Genomic DNA, 18,682 nt, shown 5'->3' with positions numbered 1-18,682 from the left:
GGTTTAGGGGGGGAAGACAAGGTAGACAAGGTAGACAGGGAAGAAATGAGGGAATTTTTTTTCCCCAATGCCCCATGCCCATTACCTAAATAGTATCTTTGACTACTTTTTTGGTTTTTCCAACTGTTATTAATAGACTGCAAGCATCATCATAATTCTGCTACACCTTTGTTAAGAAAAGTTACACCTCTTAACAAAAGGAAATATGCCTTATGGTCGTTTCGCCTGAAAAAAGTACAACACAACAGAAGACTAAACCACATGAAGTTGTGATTATTGGTGGCGGTTTTGGTGGATTATATACAGCTAAGAATCTTAAGACAGCTAATGTTAATGTGACTTTGATTGATAAACGTAACTTTCACCTATTCCAACCACTTTTATATCAAGTTGCCACAGGTACGTTGTCACCTGGGGATATTTCCTCACCATTGCGGTCTGTATTCAGTAAAAGTAAGAATACACAAGTATTGCTAGGGGAAGTAAATGACATTGATCCCAAAGCACAAAAAGTCATCATGGGTGATAGAGTCATCCCCTATGACACATTAGTCGTTGCTACAGGTGCTAATCACTCATATTTTGGTAAAGATCACTGGAAAGACCTTGCACCTGGTTTGAAGACTGTTGAAGATGCGATAGAAATGCGCCGCCGGATATTTGGCGCGTTTGAAGCCGCAGAAAAGGAAACTGATCCTGAAAAACGCCGTGCTTGGTTGAATTTCGTGATTGTGGGTGGCGGCCCTACCGGTGTAGAATTAGCGGGTGCGATCGCTGAGTTGGCATACAAAACCCTCAAAGAAGATTTCCGTAGCATCGACACCTCAGAAACCAAAATTTTACTATTGCAAGGGGGCGATCGCATTCTTCCACACATTTCACCAGATTTATCGGAAGAAGCCTCAGCATCTTTGCAAAAATTGGGTGTGGAACTGCACACCAAGACTAGGGTGACAAACATTGAAAATAACATCGTCACCTTCAAGAAAGATGGTGAAGTGAGAGAGATTCACTCACAAACTATCTTATGGGCAGCAGGTGTAAAAGGTTCCGCGATGGGACAAATCCTAGCGCAACGTACAGATGTAGAGTGTGATCATGCTGGACGCGTGATTGTAGAACCAGACTTGACAATTAGAGGTTATAAAAACATTTTTGTTGTGGGAGATTTAGGTAACTTCTCCCATCAAGATGGTAAACCCTTACCTGGTGTTGCACCCGTAGCTAAACAAGAAGGAGAGTATGTAGCTAAACTGATTAAACGACGGTTAAGAGGTCGCACTTTACCAGAATTTCACTACAACGATGTTGGTAGTTTAGCGATGATTGGGCAGAATTTAGCTGTTGTAGATTTAGGTTTTATTCAACTCACAGGTTTCTTAGCTTGGGTATTTTGGCTAGTCATCCACATTTATTTCTTAATCGAGTTTGACACTAAATTACTAGTAGTATTTCAATGGGCATGGAACTATATCACTCGTAACCGTCGCTCTAGATTAATTACAGGTAGAGAAGCTTTTACTACAGCTAAACCTATGAGCAATAGTAGCAGTACAGCATCAAGTTAAATATCACAGGACTCATATTTGATTTTTTAACAGATATATAGTGGCGTTACTCTCGGAGAAGGCTACGCCTACAGGTCTGTCTCATAAGTTCTGATGATTAGTGAGTGGTCAAATTCCCGACTTATTGAAGCATTCGGAGATATGCAACTCCTTAAAATTAATGAGACAGGCTACTACTTTTCTCGACCCAACCTTGTATATTGATAAAATTAGTAGACTGTCCCAATCTTAGTCCAAACAACCGTTTTATAGTACGTGCTATGCCAATTTTAGTTTTGATTTTGGATTGAAAACCTAGATTATTCACCTATTCCCAATATTCAAAAAGATGTTTATAGCAGATAAGTTGAAAAAGGGTAGGCTCAAAGGTATCTAGTAACATATTGAATACTTCTTCAGATATCCTCTCAAGAATCATTGAGGATTGCTATGTTATCCATGCAAGTTTTCATTTTTTCAGCTAGCACTTGTACATGAGGTTCTTGGAAGATAGAGTTATGATTTCCTGGTATATCTTGAATATCTAATCCTCCTAATGCCAGTTTGCTCCAACCTAAATCAAAATCAATTTCGCATCCTTCAGGTAAATGACGATCAGATGCCTTAAATAAAGTTACTTTTCCCTGATAAGGTTGTATAACATACGTTCTTCCTGCCTCTCTATGAGATTCTTCGACAAATAAGCTTCTAAGAGAGTAAGGTAAAGGATATTTATTGAGTAAGTAAAATTTCACTATTATTTGTTTGAGCTTCTTATCTAACAAAGTCTTAAACAGAGTCTTCAACATCATCTTAAACAACTGAATTTTCCCGTAAATTTTTGTGATTATGAAACTTAATCCCTGTTGGAGAAAATGATCCCAGTGATGAGATATTCGTTTATCCAATGGCGTTCTTCTAATATCAGTAGCAGCACTATCAAATAAAGCTAAAAAAGCCACTTCTTGACCTTGCATAACTAATTGCTGCGCCATTTCCCAAACTACTCGTCCACCGAAAGATGAACCTCCTAAAAAATATGGGCCTTTAGTTTGTACAGTTTGTATCTCTTTTACATAGTGATAGGCCATAGCTTCTATCTGATTAAAAGGAGTTTTTATGCCATCTGCTCCTTGTGGTTGTAGTGCATAAAACGGTTGTTCTGAACCTAGATAAAGGGCTAATTTATGATAGTGTAAAACACTAATACCAACTGAATGTACACAAAAAAGTGGTGGTCTAGAACCATGAGGTTGAATTGCTACTAATGACAACCAAGGCTGTATTTTATTTGATTCTGTAGTGCTGATATCTTGATCATTTTTGATTAACATAATGCCTCCTTTAATGTAATGTAAAATGCTTCTTTACTAACTACACATAATCCTTAAAATCGTATTTTTATTGCTAATAAATTAACAATTATTTTACCAGTACATCTGATTACAGAACAGAGATTTTCTCAGCTACTTTCTGAATCTTAATTTCAATGTATTAATCTTGCAATGCAAAGTTTTAACTGCTGAAATAAAACATGAAGAAAATGCCATTTTGATCTATGTTTTTGAATTGGAACTAACGAAGCCAAAGAACTTAAATGTCCTTCTTCCCTGAGTACATTAGCTAATTGTCTAATCGTAGGAGCTTGAAAAAGAGTAGTTAGAGGAATATTTTTATGAAGTATCTTCTCAATTTCAGCAAAGAGATTTACAGCTAGTAATGAATGTCCTCCTATATCGAAGAAATTATCATCTAAATCAACAGACTTAATACCCAACACCTGCTCCCAAATTTTTGTAAGTTGTAGTTCTAAATTATCAGATGGGGTTGTGTATCTTGTTGACTCTGATTTGCTAAAATCGGGGGCTGGAAGGGCGAGACGATTAATTTTACCATTAGGTGTTAAAGGCAAATTACCCATTACAATAACAGCAATAGGTATCATATAACTAGGTAATTTTTGCCGTAAGTAATGTTTTACCTCACTGAGAATATCCTCATCTTTTCTAGTAACAATATAAGCTGCTAATTGCTTATCTCCAACAATATCTTCCCTGGCAATCACAACAGTTTCTCTCACCTGTGGATGTTGGTTTAAAACAGCTTCAATTTCTGCTAATTCAACCCGAAAACCGCGAATTTTTACTTGAAAATCTTTCCTTCCTAAACATTCTATAATGCCGTTGGCTCGTAAGCGTCCTAAATCTCCAGTGCGGTAAATTCTCTTCTTGCTACCTTGTGGATCATCGAAAAATACAGCTTTTGTTAATTCTGGTTTTTGCCAATAACCAAGGGCGACATGATGACTTTTAATGGCAATTTCTCCACAAATATCAGTTTGATTACCCGCATCATCAAGTAAAATAATTTCCGTGTCCTCAAAGGCATAGCCAACAGGCACAAATTTCTGGGTAATTTGGGTATTTTTATCGATTAAATATTGAAGGTTAAAGGAAGATTCTGTTGAACCTAAGCCATTCACCAAAATACAGTCATCAGCAAAAAAGTTTTGATATAGTTCAACATCACTTTTAACTACTTGTTCTCCTCCCAGAACTACTAAGCGCACCTGAGAAAGCTTTGCTTTAGTAATTGAGTCTTTGGCATTTAATATCTGAAGAAAATGTCTATAAACTGTAGGAGTAGAATGGTAGACTGTAATTTTTTGTTCTGATAACCAATCAGAAAAATAAATTAAACCTTCTGTTTTAATGTCATATGGATAAAGAGTCGCACCATTTAAGAGAGCCGAAAAAATATCAATAATTGCCGCATCAAAACTATAAGATGCTAATAAACATAATCTATCAGTTGATGAAATATGCAGGTTATTGGTATGGTTTCTGATGAAATGTAAGACATTGCGGTGATTTTGGATGACCCCTTTGGGATTTCCTGTTGAACCAGAAGTATAAAGAATATAGGCGATAGTATCTGGTGATATTTCTGGATGAGTTGTGACAACATCATCATTAATATCAAGATGATCAATATTAATAATTATTTGGCTATTATTAATTAAATATTGGCTATTATTTAAGTTCTTAGAATTGGTTAAAATTACTTGGGAAAGGGAATCCTTTAAAATATATAAAACTCTATCTCTGGGATATTGGCTGTCAATAGGAACATAAGTTTTACCCGCTTTCATAACTCCTAAAATTGCAGCTATCATTGGTGCGTCATGGTCAAATAACAAAGCTATTTTTGCTTCATTACTGAGATTTGCGGCTAGAATTGCTTGAGCTATCCTATTAGCTTGGATATTTAGTTCATCATAAGTCCATTCATAATTTCTAGTTTTGACAGCAAAATGATGGGGATATTTTTTTACTTGCTGCTCAAAACGTGACGGGATAGATTGTTCAATTTCTGGTTTCTGAAACTCTACAAATGAATTAGTGGGACTAATCAAGTTACGCCGATGTGATAATTCATGACTTTCTGTTTCAGTGATCAGGGGGAAACTATAAATGGTCTTTTCTGGGTAGTGAGCAACACTTTCTAGCAATCTCTGAAACTGTGTACTCATATACTGAATTGTCTCTAAATTAAACAGAGACTTGTTGTAAACAAATTGTAAATTAATTTGATGATTTTCTTCTCTTATATAGAGAGTCAAATCAAATTTAGAAGTAGTCTCAACCATAGAAACATCTTCAAATTTTAAGCCATTTATCTGTAGAGAATCCTTATTCAAGTTAATCATGTTAAACCAAACTTGAAATATCGGAGTATGGCTCAAATTTCTCTCTGGTTGCAGTTCTTCTACTAGCTTTTCAAAAGGTAAATCTTGGTGAGTGTAAGCGTCTAAAGTAACTTGTCGCACACGATTTAGTAACTCTTGAAAACTAGGATTACCAGTTAAATCAGTCCGCAAAGCCAAGGTATTCACAAAAAACCCAATTAAATCTTCAATTTCTTTACGGTTTCTTCCAGCGATGGGAGTTCCCACAATGATATCTTCTTGTCCACTGTAGCGACAAAGTAATACTTTAAATGCTGCCAGTAGGATCATAAATAAAGTTACCCCTGCTTTTTGGCAAAGAGATTTGATAGTTGCAGTTAGTTCTGGCGACAAAATTAGGGAATGAGAAGCTCCTTGATAGGTTTGTACTTGCGGACGGGGATAGTCTGTAGGCAATTCTAATATAGGTAAAGTACCGCTTAATTGCTGTTTCCAGTAACTTAGTTGTGAATCTAAAACTTTATCTGTCAACCAGTGATGTTGCCACAATGCAAAGTCAGCATATTGAATAGAATTTGATGGTAATGGTAAGGTATCTCCTGTAGAAAAGGCTTGATAAAATGTTGCAATTTCCCGTTGCAATATATCCTCAGACCACCCATCAAAAATAATGTGATGAATATTAAATAATAGCAGATGTAATTCTGTATCTAATCGCACCATTTTAACGCGAAATAGAAAGTCATTTAACAGGTCAACTATACTTTTAGCTTCTTGATTAGCTATATTTATCGCTGCTTCTTCTCGTTGTTCATCACCCAGAGACTGTAAATCAATAATAGATAATCTAAAGTCAATATGATTAGTAATAACTTGAGTTGGTTCTCCATCTACAATTTGAAAATTAGTGCGGAGAATATCATGCCGCTCTATAATTTCCGCTATACTTCTTTCTAAAGCCTGAATATTGAGTAAACCCTGAATACGTAAACTCAACGGCATATTATAAGCAGTGCTATTAGGTTCTAATTGTGATAAAAACCACAGACGCTTCTGGGCAAATGACAGTGGTATTTGTTGGTGTTGTCGGCGTTGAATGGGTGGTAATAATAAGGAAATTTTGTTCTGTTTAGTAATGTCAATATGCTGAGAGAATTGGCGAATGGTGGGATATTCAAATAATAGACGGAGTGGGATTTCTTGATGAAATGTTTGTCTGATGCGGGAGATAACTTGTGTAGCGAGTAAGGAATGTCCACCCAATTCAAAAAAGTTATCATTAATGCCAATATGATTTACTTTTAGAACCTGACTCCAAATATTAGCGATAATTTCTTCTTGAGGAGTTCGAGGTGCAATATAATTGCTGTGAGTAGATGTAAAATTGGCAGCAGGAAGCGCGCGATAGTCAATCTTACCGTTCTGAGTCAAAGGGAAAGAATCTAGGACTACAAAAGCAGCCGGAATCATATAATTAGGTAGCTGCTGTTTGAGGTATTCCCGTATTTGTTGAATGATTTCTGATGTTGAGTATTCATGAGAATTCAGGATGAGATAGGCTACCAATCTTTGATCACCAGGGATTTCTTCTCTAGAAATAACTTTAGCTGCTTTTATATGGGTATGTTGATTTAATACAGCTTCGATTTCTCCTAATTCTATTCTGAAACCACGGATTTTTACTTGGTTGTCTATGCGTCCTAAATATTCAATATCACCATTGGGTAAGTAACGACCTAAATCTCCAGTTTTATAAAGACGGGCTTCTGCTTGGTGATTAAAAGGATGAGCAATAAACTTTTCATTAGTTAATTCTGGGCGATTTAAATAACCCCTCGCTAAACCTGCACCTCCGACATAAATCTCACCAGCAACACCAATAGGTACAGGTTGTAAATAGGAATTTAAGATATAAATTTGCAAATCTGGAATTGCACTACCAATAACTTTTGCGGAAGAATTGAGATCATTTATATTGATGGGACGATAGGTGACATGAACGGTAGTTTCTGTGATTCCATACATATTTACCACTTGAGGTAATTGATCTCCATGTCTGTCAAACCAAGGCTTTAAACTTTGAATATCCAGACTTTCTCCGCCAAAAATAACTAACCGTAAACTTAACTCAAGATTTAATTGATGCTCATGATTCCATAATTGTTCTACTTGCATCAACTGCTGAAAAGCCGAAGGTGTTTGATTGAGAACTGTGACTTTTTCTTGAGATAATAATTGATAAAATAGTTCTGGTGAGCGACTGATATAATAAGGGATAATTACTAAACGACCACCATGTAGAAGGGAACCGAAAATCTCCCATACAGAAAAGTCGAAAGCATAGGAGTGAAAAAGGCTCCAAACATCATTTTGATTAAACTGAAACCAAGCTTGAGTAGCTGCAAATAAACGAACAACGTTACAGTGAGGAATGAGAACACCTTTAGGCTCTCCTGTTGAACCAGAGGTATAAATAATATAAGCTAGGTTATGAGGTTTAACTGTTATTTTTGTTTGTTGGAGGGGTGTTTTAGCAAATTGCTCAACATCTGTATCTAAACAAACTATTCTGGCTTGACTTACAGGAAGTTTTTCAACTAAATGCTTTTGTGTGAGCAATATTGAAACTTGAGCATCTTCTAACATGAAGCGCAGACGCTCAGTGGGATAGTCAGGATCAAGCGGTACATAAGCTCCACCTGCTTTGAGAATGCCCAATATACCTATAATCATTTCTATAGAGCGTTCTGTGCAAATCCCAACTATAACTTCTGGATTGATTCCTAATACTCGCAGATAATTGGCTAGTTGATTTGCGCGTTGATTGAGTTCTTGATAAGTTATTTCTTGATTGTCAAATATCACCGCAACTGCATCAGGTGTTTTTCTACCTGTTCTTCAAACAACTGATGAATACACTGATCATTAGTAAAACTTACCTGATGATGATTCCAAGTAACTAGTAATTGATGTCTTTCTGTTTCATCTAATAAAGGTAATTCCCAAATATTTTGTTCAGGAGCAGTTAATATTCCCGATAATAGAACTTGGAAATTTTTGACCATTCGTTCTATTGTTGTATCATCAAACAAATCAGTATTATATTCCCACTCACCTACTAAACAGCCGTTCCGTTCTTCCATTGACAAGGTGAGGTCGAATTTTGCAGTCTTTACTAATGGTTCTAAAGGTTTTACACTCAAATTTGGTAATTGTAATTCTCCTATTGGCACATTTTGCAAAGCAAACATCACTTGAAATATAGGAGTGTGACTTAAATCCCGTTCTGGTTGTAAAACTTCGACTAGCTGCTCAAATGGTACATCTTGATGTGTGTAAGCTTCTAAACATACCTGTCGCACTCGACTTAATAATTCCCTAAAACTTGGGTGCGCTCCTAAGTCAGTCCGTAATGCTAAAGTATTCACAAAAAATCCCATTAACCCCTCAATTTCTTTACGGTTTCTTCCAGCAATAGGAGTTCCTACAATTACATCTTCCTGACCACTGTAGCGACAAAGCAATACTTTAAATGCTGCTAGTAAAGTCATGAATACAGTTACACCCTCTTGTTGAGCAAGAGATGTGATACTTGCAGTTAATTCTTGTGATAAAACAAAAGATTTTGTCGCCCCTTTGTATGTTTGCATTCTCGGACGGAGATGGTCTATGGGTAATTCCAATATTGGTAAATTACCACTTAACTTTTGTTTCCAATAATTTAATTGTAATTCTAAAACATTACCAACCAGCCACTTTCTTTGCCAGAAACTAAAGTCTGAATACTGAATAGAAAGTTTTGTTAATGGCGAAATTAAACCCTGAGAATAAGCTGTATATAGTTCTTCTAATTCAGCTACTAATATACTAAAAGACCAACCATCAAAAATAATATGGTGAATATTAAATAACAGTAGGTTTTTTTCTTGATTCCATCTTATAAGTTTGACCCGAAATAAAACATCTTCAGCTAAATTGAAAGATATCTCTGCTTCTTGTTTAGTTATTTCAGCAATTTCTCGTTCTTGATGTTCATCAGATAGTGATTGTAAATCAATGACAGACAAATTAAAATTGCTGTCCCTAATAATTTGTGTCGGTTCTCCATCTACCATCTGAAAGTTAGTGCGGAGAATATCATGGCGTTCTATAATTTCCGCTATACTTCTTTCTAAAGCCGGAATATTCAGTAAACCCTGAATTTCAAAATTGTAGACAAGGTTATAAGCATTACTATGAGGTTGTAGTTGGTCTAAAAACCAGAGACGTTGTTGAGCAAATGATAGTGGTATTTGTTCTAGATTTCCTCTAGCTTCTATTGATGAGGTTAATAAATCATTGTCTGTTAATTTATTAATATCAATATGCTGAGAAAATTGACCAATAGTGGGATATTCAAATAATAGACGGAGTGGGATTTCTTGATTAAGTGTTTGTCTGATGTGGGAGATAACTTGTGTAGCTAGTAAGGAATGTCCACCCAATTCAAAAAAGTTATCATTAATGCCAACTTTTTCTACTCTCAGAACTTCTGCCCAAATTTGCGTTAATATTTCTTCAATTTGATTACGGGGGGCTACAAAACTGTCTGCCAGTAATTCAGCCGAGTTTGGTTCAGGCAAAGCACGACGATCTATTTTGCCATTGAGAGTTAAAGGTAAAGACTTCAGGATCACGAAGATATGCGGCACCATGTACTGTGGCAGTTGCCCAGAGAGAAAAGAACGCAACTGACTAATCGAGAGTTCATAACCATGCTTCGCTACTACGTAGGCAACTAGGCGTTTATCCCCAGAGTTATCTTCACGGGCGATGATGCAGGATGCTTGCAAATCCCTATGCTGGCTCAATACCCCTTCAATTTCCCCTAACTCAATGCGGAAACCACGAATTTTGACTTGATTATCTATGCGTGCCAAGTATTCAATATTACCACTTGGTAAGTACCGGACTAAATCCCCAGTTTTGTAAAGGCGACCAGTATCAAAGGGGTGAGAAATAAATTTCTCTTGTGTTAATTCTGGACGATTGAGGTAGCCTCTTGCCAACCCTACACCACCGAGGTGTAACTCCCCTGGTACACCTACGGGAACTGGCTGTAGATATTGGTCAAGAATGTAGACTTGTGTGTTAGAAATTGGGCGACCGATGGTTGGTGAGGTGGTTGCACCTTGCTCTATTAAGCTAAATGTTGAGTAAGTGGTGTCTTCTGAGGGTCCATAGAGATTGAAGACACGCTTCACCTGACTGCGCTGATAAATTTGCTGCACAAGTTGATTTTGCAGAGGTTCACCGGCTAAATTAACTGTGCATACCTGTTGTGGTAGATGATCATCTCGAATTAACTGTGCGATCGCACTTGGCACCGTATTAATCAGAGTAACTTGGTTGGCAGCAGTCAGAGTGGGTAAGTGCAAAGCATTCTGAGCTAAGATGACCTTTCCGCCAACACTGAGAGTAACAAATAACTCGAAAACTGACAGGTCAAAACAAATAGAAGTAGATGCTAAGACACCAGCAAGCTCTTCTTTTGTAAAAACCTCTTTTGCCCAACTTACTAAAGCAACAGGACTGCGATGCTCGATAGCTACCGCTTTTGGTTTACCTGTAGAACCAGAGGTATATAGTACATAAGCTAGGTTTGATGCTTTTACCTGACTGATTTGGGAAATGTCACTATCATAGTCAAACTCATCAGCATCAGTATCCAAATAGACAATTTGGGTTTGATTCTCAGGTAGTTTCTCAACTAAATGCTTTTGTGTGAGCAATATTGAAACTTGAGCATCTTCTAACATGAAGCGCAGACGCTCAGTGGGATAGTCAGGATCAAGCGGTACATAAGCTCCACCTGCTTTGAGAATGCCCAATATACCTATAATCATTTCTATAGAGCGTTCTGTGCAAATCCCAACTATAACTTCTGGATTGATTCCTAATACTCGCAGATAATTGGCTAGTTGATTTGCGCGTTGATTGAGTTCTTGATAAGTTATTTCTTGATTGTCAAATATCACCGCAACTGCATCAGGTGTTTTTTCTACCTGTTCTTCAAACAACTGATGAATACACTGATCATTAGTAAAACTTACCTGATGATGATTCCAAGTAACTAGTAATTGATGTCTTTCTGTTTCATCTAATAAAGGTAATTCCCAAATATTTTGTTCAGGAGCAGTTAATATTCCCGATAATAGAACTTGGAAATTTTTGACCATTCGTTCTATTGTTGTATCATCAAACAAATCAGTATTATATTCCCACTCACCTACTAAACAGCCGTTCCGTTCTTCCATTGACAAGGTGAGGTCGAATTTTGCAGTCTTTACTAATGGTTCTAAAGGTTTTACACTCAAATTTGGTAATTGTAATTCTCCTATTGGCACATTTTGCAAAGCAAACATCACTTGAAATATAGGAGTGTGACTTAAATCCCGTTCTGGTTGTAAAACTTCGACTAGCTGCTCAAATGGTACATCTTGATGTGTGTAAGCTTCTAAACATACCTGTCGCACTCGACTTAATAATTCCCTAAAACTTGGGTGCGCTCCTAAGTCAGTCCGTAATGCTAAAGTATTCACAAAAAATCCCATTAACCCCTCAATTTCTTTACGGTTTCTTCCAGCAATAGGAGTTCCTACAATTACATCTTCCTGACCACTGTAGCGACAAAGCAATACTTTAAATGCTGCTAGTAAAGTCATGAATACAGTTACACCCTCTTGTTGAGCAAGAGATGTGATACTTGCAGTTAATTCTTGTGATAAAACAAAAGATTTTGTCGCCCCTTTGTATGTTTGCATTCTCGGACGGAGATGGTCTATGGGTAATTCCAATATTGGTAAATTACCACTTAACTTTTGTTTCCAATAATTTAATTGTAATTCTAAAACATTACCAACCAGCCACTTTCTTTGCCAGAAACTAAAGTCTGAATACTGAATAGAAAGTTTTGTTAATGGCGAAATTAAACCCTGAGAATAAGCTGTATATAGTTCTTCTAATTCAGCTACTAATATACTAAAAGACCAACCATCAAAAATAATATGGTGAATATTAAATAACAGTAGGTTTTTTTCTTGATTCCATCTTATAAGTTTGACCCGAAATAAAACATCTTCAGCTAAATTGAAAGATATCTCTGCTTCTTGTTTAGTTATTTCAGCAATTTCTCGTTCTTGATGTTCATCAGATAGTGATTGTAAATCAATGACAGACAAATTAAAATTGCTGTCCCTAATAATTTGTGTCGGTTCTCCATCTACCATCTGAAAGTTAGTGCGGAGAATATCATGGCGTTCTATAATTTCCGCTATACTTCTTTCTAAAGCCGGAATATTCAGTAAACCCTGAATTTCAAAATTGTAGACAAGGTTATAAGCATTACTATGAGGTTGTAGTTGGTCTAAAAACCAGAGACGTTGTTGAGCAAATGATAGTGGTATTTGTTCTAGATTTCCTCTAGCTTCTATTGATGAGGTTAATAAATCATTGTCTGTTAATTTATTAATATCAATATGCTGAGAAAATTGACCAATAGTGGGATATTCAAATAATAGACGGAGTGGGATTTCTTGATTAAGTGTTTGTCTGATGTGGGAGATAACTTGTGTAGCTAGTAAGGAATGTCCACCCAATTCAAAAAAGTTATCATTAATGCCAACTTTTTCTACTCTCAGAACTTCTGCCCAAATTTGCGTTAATATTTCTTCAATTTGATTACGGGGGGCTACAAAACTGTCTGCCAGTAATTCAGCCGAGTTTGGTTCAGGCAAAGCACGACGATCTATTTTGCCATTGAGAGTTAAAGGTAAAGACTTCAGGATCACGAAGATATGCGGCACCATGTACTGTGGCAGTTGCCCAGAGAGAAAAGAACGCAACTGACTAATCGAGAGTTCATAACCATGCTTCGCTACTACGTAGGCAACTAGGCGTTTATCCCCAGAGTTATCTTCACGGGCGATGATGCAGGATGCTTGCAAATCCCTATGCTGGCTCAATACCCCTTCAATTTCCCCTAACTCAATGCGGAAACCACGAATTTTGACTTGATTATCTATGCGTGCCAAGTATTCAATATTACCACTTGGTAAGTACCGGACTAAATCCCCAGTTTTGTAAAGGCGACCAGTATCAAAGGGGTGAGAAATAAATTTCTCTTGTGTTAATTCTGGACGATTGAGGTAGCCTCTTGCCAACCCTACACCACCGAGGTGTAACTCCCCTGGTACACCTACGGGAACTGGCTGTAGATATTGGTCAAGAATGTAGACTTGTGTGTTAGAAATTGGGCGACCGATGGTTGGTGAGGTGGTTGCACCTTGCTCTATTAAGCTAAATGTTGAGTAAGTGGTGTCTTCTGAGGGTCCATAGAGATTGAAGACACGCTTCACCTGACTGCGCTGATAAATTTGCTGCACAAGTTGATTTTGCAGAGGTTCACCGGCTAAATTAACTGTGCATACCTGTTGTGGTAGATGATCATCTCGAATTAACTGTGCGATCGCACTTGGCACCGTATTAATCAGAGTAACTTGGTTGGCAGCAGTCAGAGTGGGTAAGTGCAAAGCATTCTGAGCTAAGATGACCTTTCCGCCAACACTGAGAGTAACAAATAACTCGAAAACTGACAGGTCAAAACAAATAGAAGTAGATGCTAAGACACCAGCAAGCTCTTCTTTTGTAAAAACCTCTTTTGCCCAACTTACTAAAGCAACAGGACTGCGATGCTCGATAGCTACCGCTTTTGGTTTACCTGTAGAACCAGAGGTATATAGTACATAAGCTAGGTTTGATGCTTTTACCTGACTGATTTGGGAAATGTCACTATCATAGTCAAACTCATCAGCATCAGTATCCAAATAGACAATTTGGGTTTGATTCTCAGGTAGTTTCTCAACTAAATGCTTTTGTGTGAGCAATATTGAAACTTGAGCATCTTCTAACATGAAGCGCAGACGCTCAGTGGGATAGTCAGGATCAAGCGGTACATAAGCTCCACCTGCTTTGAGAATGCCCAATATACCTATAATCATTTCTATAGAGCGTTCTGTGCAAATCCCAACTATAACTTCTGGATTGATTCCTAATACTCGCAGATAATTGGCTAGTTGATTTGCGCGTTGATTGAGTTCTTGATAAGTTATTTCTTGATTGTCAAATATCACCGCAACTGCATCAGGTGTTTTTTCTACCTGTTCTTCAAACAACTGATGAATACACTGATCATTAGTAAAACTTACCTGATGATGATTCCAAGTAACTAGTAATTGATGTCTTTCTGTTTCATCTAATAAAGGTAATTCCCAAATATTTTGTTCAGGAGCAGTTAATATTCCCGATAATAGAACTTGGAAATTTTTGACCATTCGTTCTATTGTTGTATCATCAAACAAATCAGTATTATATTCCCACTCACCTACTAAACAGCCGTTCCGTTCTTCCATTGACAAGGTGAGGTCGAATTTTGCAGTCTTTACTAATGGTTCTAAAGGTTTTACACTCAAATTTGGTAATTGTAATTCTCCTATTGGCACATTTTGCAAAGCAAACATCACTTGAAATATAGGAGTGTGACTTAAATCCCGTTCTGGTTGTAAAACTTCGACTAGCTGCTCAAATGGTACATCTTGATGTGTGTAAGCTTCTAAACATACCTGTCGCACTCGACTTAATAATTCCCTAAAACTTGGGTGCGCTCCTAAGTCAGTCCGTAATGCTAAAGTATTCACAAAAAATCCCATTAACCCCTCAATTTCTTTACGGTTTCTTCCAGCAATAGGAGTTCCTACAATTACATCTTCCTGACCACTGTAGCGACAAAGCAATACTTTAAATGCTGCTAGTAAAGTCATGAATACAGTTACACCCTCTTGTTGAGCAAGAGATGTGATACTTGCAGTTAATTCTTGTGATAAAACAAAAGATTTTGTCGCCCCTTTGTATGTTTGCATTCTCGGACGGAGATGGTCTATGGGTAATTCCAATATTGGTAAATTACCACTTAACTTTTGTTTCCAATAATTTAATTGTAATTCTAAAACATTACCAACCAGCCACTTTCTTTGCCAGAAACTAAAGTCTGAATACTGAATAGAAAGTTTTGTTAATGGCGAAATTAAACCCTGAGAATAAGCTGTATATAGTTCTTCTAATTCAGCTACTAATATACTAAAAGACCAACCATCAAAAATAATATGGTGAATATTAAATAACAGTAGGTTTTTTTCTTGATTCCATCTTATAAGTTTGACCCGAAATAAAACATCTTCAGCTAAATTGAAAGATATCTCTGCTTCTTGTTTAGTTATTTCAGCAATTTCTCGTTCTTGATGTTCATCAGATAGTGATTGTAAATCAATGACAGACAAATTAAAATTGCTGTCCCTAATAATTTGTGTCGGTTCTCCATCTACCATCTGAAAGTTAGTGCGGAGAATATCATGGCGTTCTATAATTTCCGCTATACTTCTTTCTAAAGCCGGAATATTCAGTAAACCCTGAATTTCAAAATTGTAGACAAGGTTATAAGCATTACTATGAGGTTGTAGTTGGTCTAAAAACCAGAGACGTTGTTGAGCAAATGATAGTGGTATTTGTTCTAGATTTCCTCTAGCTTCTATTGATGAGGTTAATAAATCATTGTCTGTTAATTTATTAATATCAATATGCTGAGAAAATTGACCAATAGTGGGATATTCAAATAATAGACGGAGTGGAATTTCTTGATTAAGTGTTTGTCTGATGTGGGAGATAACTTGTGTAGCTAGTAAGGAATGTCCACCCAATTCAAAAAAGTTATCATTAATGCCAATATGATTTACTTTTAGAACTTGACTCCAAATATTAGCGATAATTTCTTCTTGAGGAGTTCGAGGTGCAATATAATTGCTGTGAGTAGATGTAAAATTGGCTGCTGGAAGCGCGCGATAGTCAATCTTACCATTCTGAGTCAAAGGGAAAGAATCTAGGACTACAAAAGCAGCCGGAATCATATAATTAGGTAGCTGCTGTTTGAGGTATTCCCGTATTTGTTGGATGATTTCTGATGTTGAGTATTCATGAGAATTCAGGATGAGATAGGCTACCAATCTTTGATCACCAGGGATTTCTTCTCTAGAAATAACTTTAGCTGCTTTTATATGGGTATGTTGATTTAATACAGCTTCGATTTCTCCTAATTCTATTCTGAAACCACGGATTTTTACTTGGTTGTCTATGCGTCCTAAATATTCAATATCACCATTGGGTAAGTAACGACCTAAATCTCCAGTTTTATAAAGACGGGCTTCTGCTTGGTGATTAAAAGGATGAGCAATAAACTTTTCATTAGTTAATTCTGGGCGATTTAAATAACCCCTCGCTAAACCTGCACCTCCGACATAAATCTCACCAGCAACACCAATAGGTACAGGTTGTAAATAGGAATTTAAGATATAAATTTGCAAATCTGGAATTGCACTACCAATAACTTTTGCGGAAGAATTGAGATCATTTATATTGATGGGACGATAGGTGACATGAACGGTAGTTTCTGTGATTCCATACATATTTACCACTTGAGGTAATTGATCTCCATGTCTGTCAAACCAAGGCTTTAAACTTTGAATATCCAGACTTTCTCCGCCAAAAATAACTAACCGTAAACTTAACTCAAGATTTAATTGATGCTCATGATTCCATAATTGTTCTACTTGCATCAACTGCTGAAAAGCCGAAGGTGTTTGATTGAGAACTGTGACTTTTTCTTGAGATAATAATTGATAAAATAGTTCTGGTGAGCGACTGATATAATAAGGGATAATTACTAAACGACCACCATGTAGAAGGGAACCGAAAATCTCCCATACAGAAAAGTCGAAAGCATAGGAGTGAAAAAGGCTCCAAACATCATTTTGATTAAACTGAAACCAAGCTTGAGTAGCTGCAAATAAACGAACAACGTTACAGTGAGGAATGAGAACACCTTTAGGCTCTCCTGTTGAACCAGAGGTATAAATAATATAAGCTAGGTTATGAGGTTTAACTGTTATTTTTGTTTGTTGGAGGGGTATTTTAGCAAATTGCTCAACATCTGTATCTAAACAAACTATTCTGGCTTGACTTACAGGCAGTTTTTCAACTAAATGCTGTTGTGTTAAAAGAATTGATACCTGGGAGTCTAACAACATGAATGCTAAACGCTCTTGGGGATATGTAATATCTAAAGGTATGTAAGCTCCACCTGCTTTGAGAATGCCCAATATACCTATAATCATTTCTATAGAGCGTTCTGTACAAATCCCAACTATAAATTCTGGATTGACTCCTAATACTCGCAGATAATTGGCTAGTTGATTTGCACGTTGATTGAGTTCTCTATAAGTTAATTGTCGTTCTTCAAATACCACTGCAACTGCATTGGGTGTTTTCTCTACCTGTTCTTCAAATAACTCATGTATGCACTTGTCTAAGGGATAATCTGCCTTTATTTGATTCCATTCAATTAGTAGTTGATGTCTTTCTTGTTCTGGAAGGAGAGAAATATTAGCAAGAGTTCCTTCTGGGAAATTAATTATATTTGTCAATATAGTTTGTAAATGTCCTGACATTCGCTCGATAGCATCATCTGCAAAATGATTGGTATCATAATTAATCTTGAGTAATAATTCAGAGTTGTCATCAAAAAATAAAACTAGAGGATATTTTTCCTCTTCCAAGTTTTCTAAATTTCCATCTTTTCCAAAGATCACCACTACTTCAAACATTGGTGATTCTGGAGGTATTTCACTACATTGTTGAATTTGTTGTAGGGAAATATATTCATAGTCTTGTAATCTAGACCATTGCTTTTGGATTTGTTTCAGCAATGATAAAACTACAGCATCAGCCTCAACAGAAACTCGCATAGGTACAACATGAAAATCGCTCTTTTCATTGGTTGCACCAAACAGAATATCTGTTTCACTTGTATACTTACTTACAAGTAAAGCTACTGCTGCTTTAATCAGGGTATAAAGGCTCAATTCATTGTTTTGGGCAAAAGTTTTTAAATCTGAAGTTAGACGACTGGAAAGGCTAAATTCCCAGCTTTGCTGCGATGAATTAGATAAGTTAAGATAATTGAAATTAGGTAACTGTATAGGGGCTGTCAAACCACATAAGAAATCCCTCCAAAATCTTTCATTGTTGGTGTATGAATCTAAAGGAATAAATTTTTCTGGAGTTTTCATAGTCGTTATAAATAATTTTGCTCAAGTTAAAGTAAGATGTTTTTCTATAATTGATTGTTATATTAATAATAGGTTATCAAAGAGTATTAGATTAATAATTTATAGTCTAAAATATATCATTATTGTTTATATTTATTCCAGGGAAAATATTAAAATCATAAATAAATCATTTAAATTATTTGAATCCCCCGTTAAACTCGGAGTTTAGCGGGGGAAAATTTAGTTCAAGCAGG

4 protein-coding genes are annotated in these 18,682 nt (G+C 36.5%); 1 reads left to right on the top strand and 3 read right to left on the bottom strand.

The features are described from left to right. The first annotated feature begins 212 nt into the window (after positions 1–212). The gene (locus tag CV014_RS17900) at positions 213–1,568 is read left to right on the top strand and encodes an NAD(P)/FAD-dependent oxidoreductase (RefSeq protein WP_236143260.1); all 1,356 of its coding nucleotides are present in this window, start codon (positions 213–215) and stop codon (positions 1,566–1,568) included. A 407-nt stretch (positions 1,569–1,975) separates the two neighbouring features. Here the strand turns inward: CV014_RS17900 and CV014_RS17895 are convergent, their stop codons facing one another. From CV014_RS17895 to CV014_RS17885, 3 genes are all read right to left on the bottom strand, one after another. Then, positions 1,976–2,881, bottom strand: a complete 906-nt coding sequence (locus CV014_RS17895; protein WP_236143259.1) for a thioesterase domain-containing protein — start codon at positions 2,879–2,881, stop codon at positions 1,976–1,978. 152 nt (positions 2,882–3,033) lie between these two features. Beyond that, entirely contained in the window at positions 3,034–8,100 is a 5,067-nt protein-coding gene (locus CV014_RS17890) for a non-ribosomal peptide synthetase (protein ID WP_236143258.1), read from the bottom strand. After that, positions 8,097–18,449: a non-ribosomal peptide synthetase gene (locus CV014_RS17885; protein ID WP_236143257.1), complete on the bottom strand. Its 10,353-nt coding sequence runs from the start codon at positions 18,447–18,449 to the stop codon at positions 8,097–8,099. Before CV014_RS17885 ends, CV014_RS17890 begins: the two co-directional genes overlap by 4 nt. Between the last annotated feature and the right edge of the window lie 233 nt (positions 18,450–18,682).

The organism is Nostoc sp. CMAA1605 (assembly GCF_021596505.1).
Taxonomy (GTDB): Bacteria; Cyanobacteriota; Cyanobacteriia; order Cyanobacteriales; family Nostocaceae; genus Trichormus.
The sequence above is the reverse complement of the archived record's forward strand: the minus strand, read 5'-3'. Positions and strand labels throughout refer to the sequence as shown.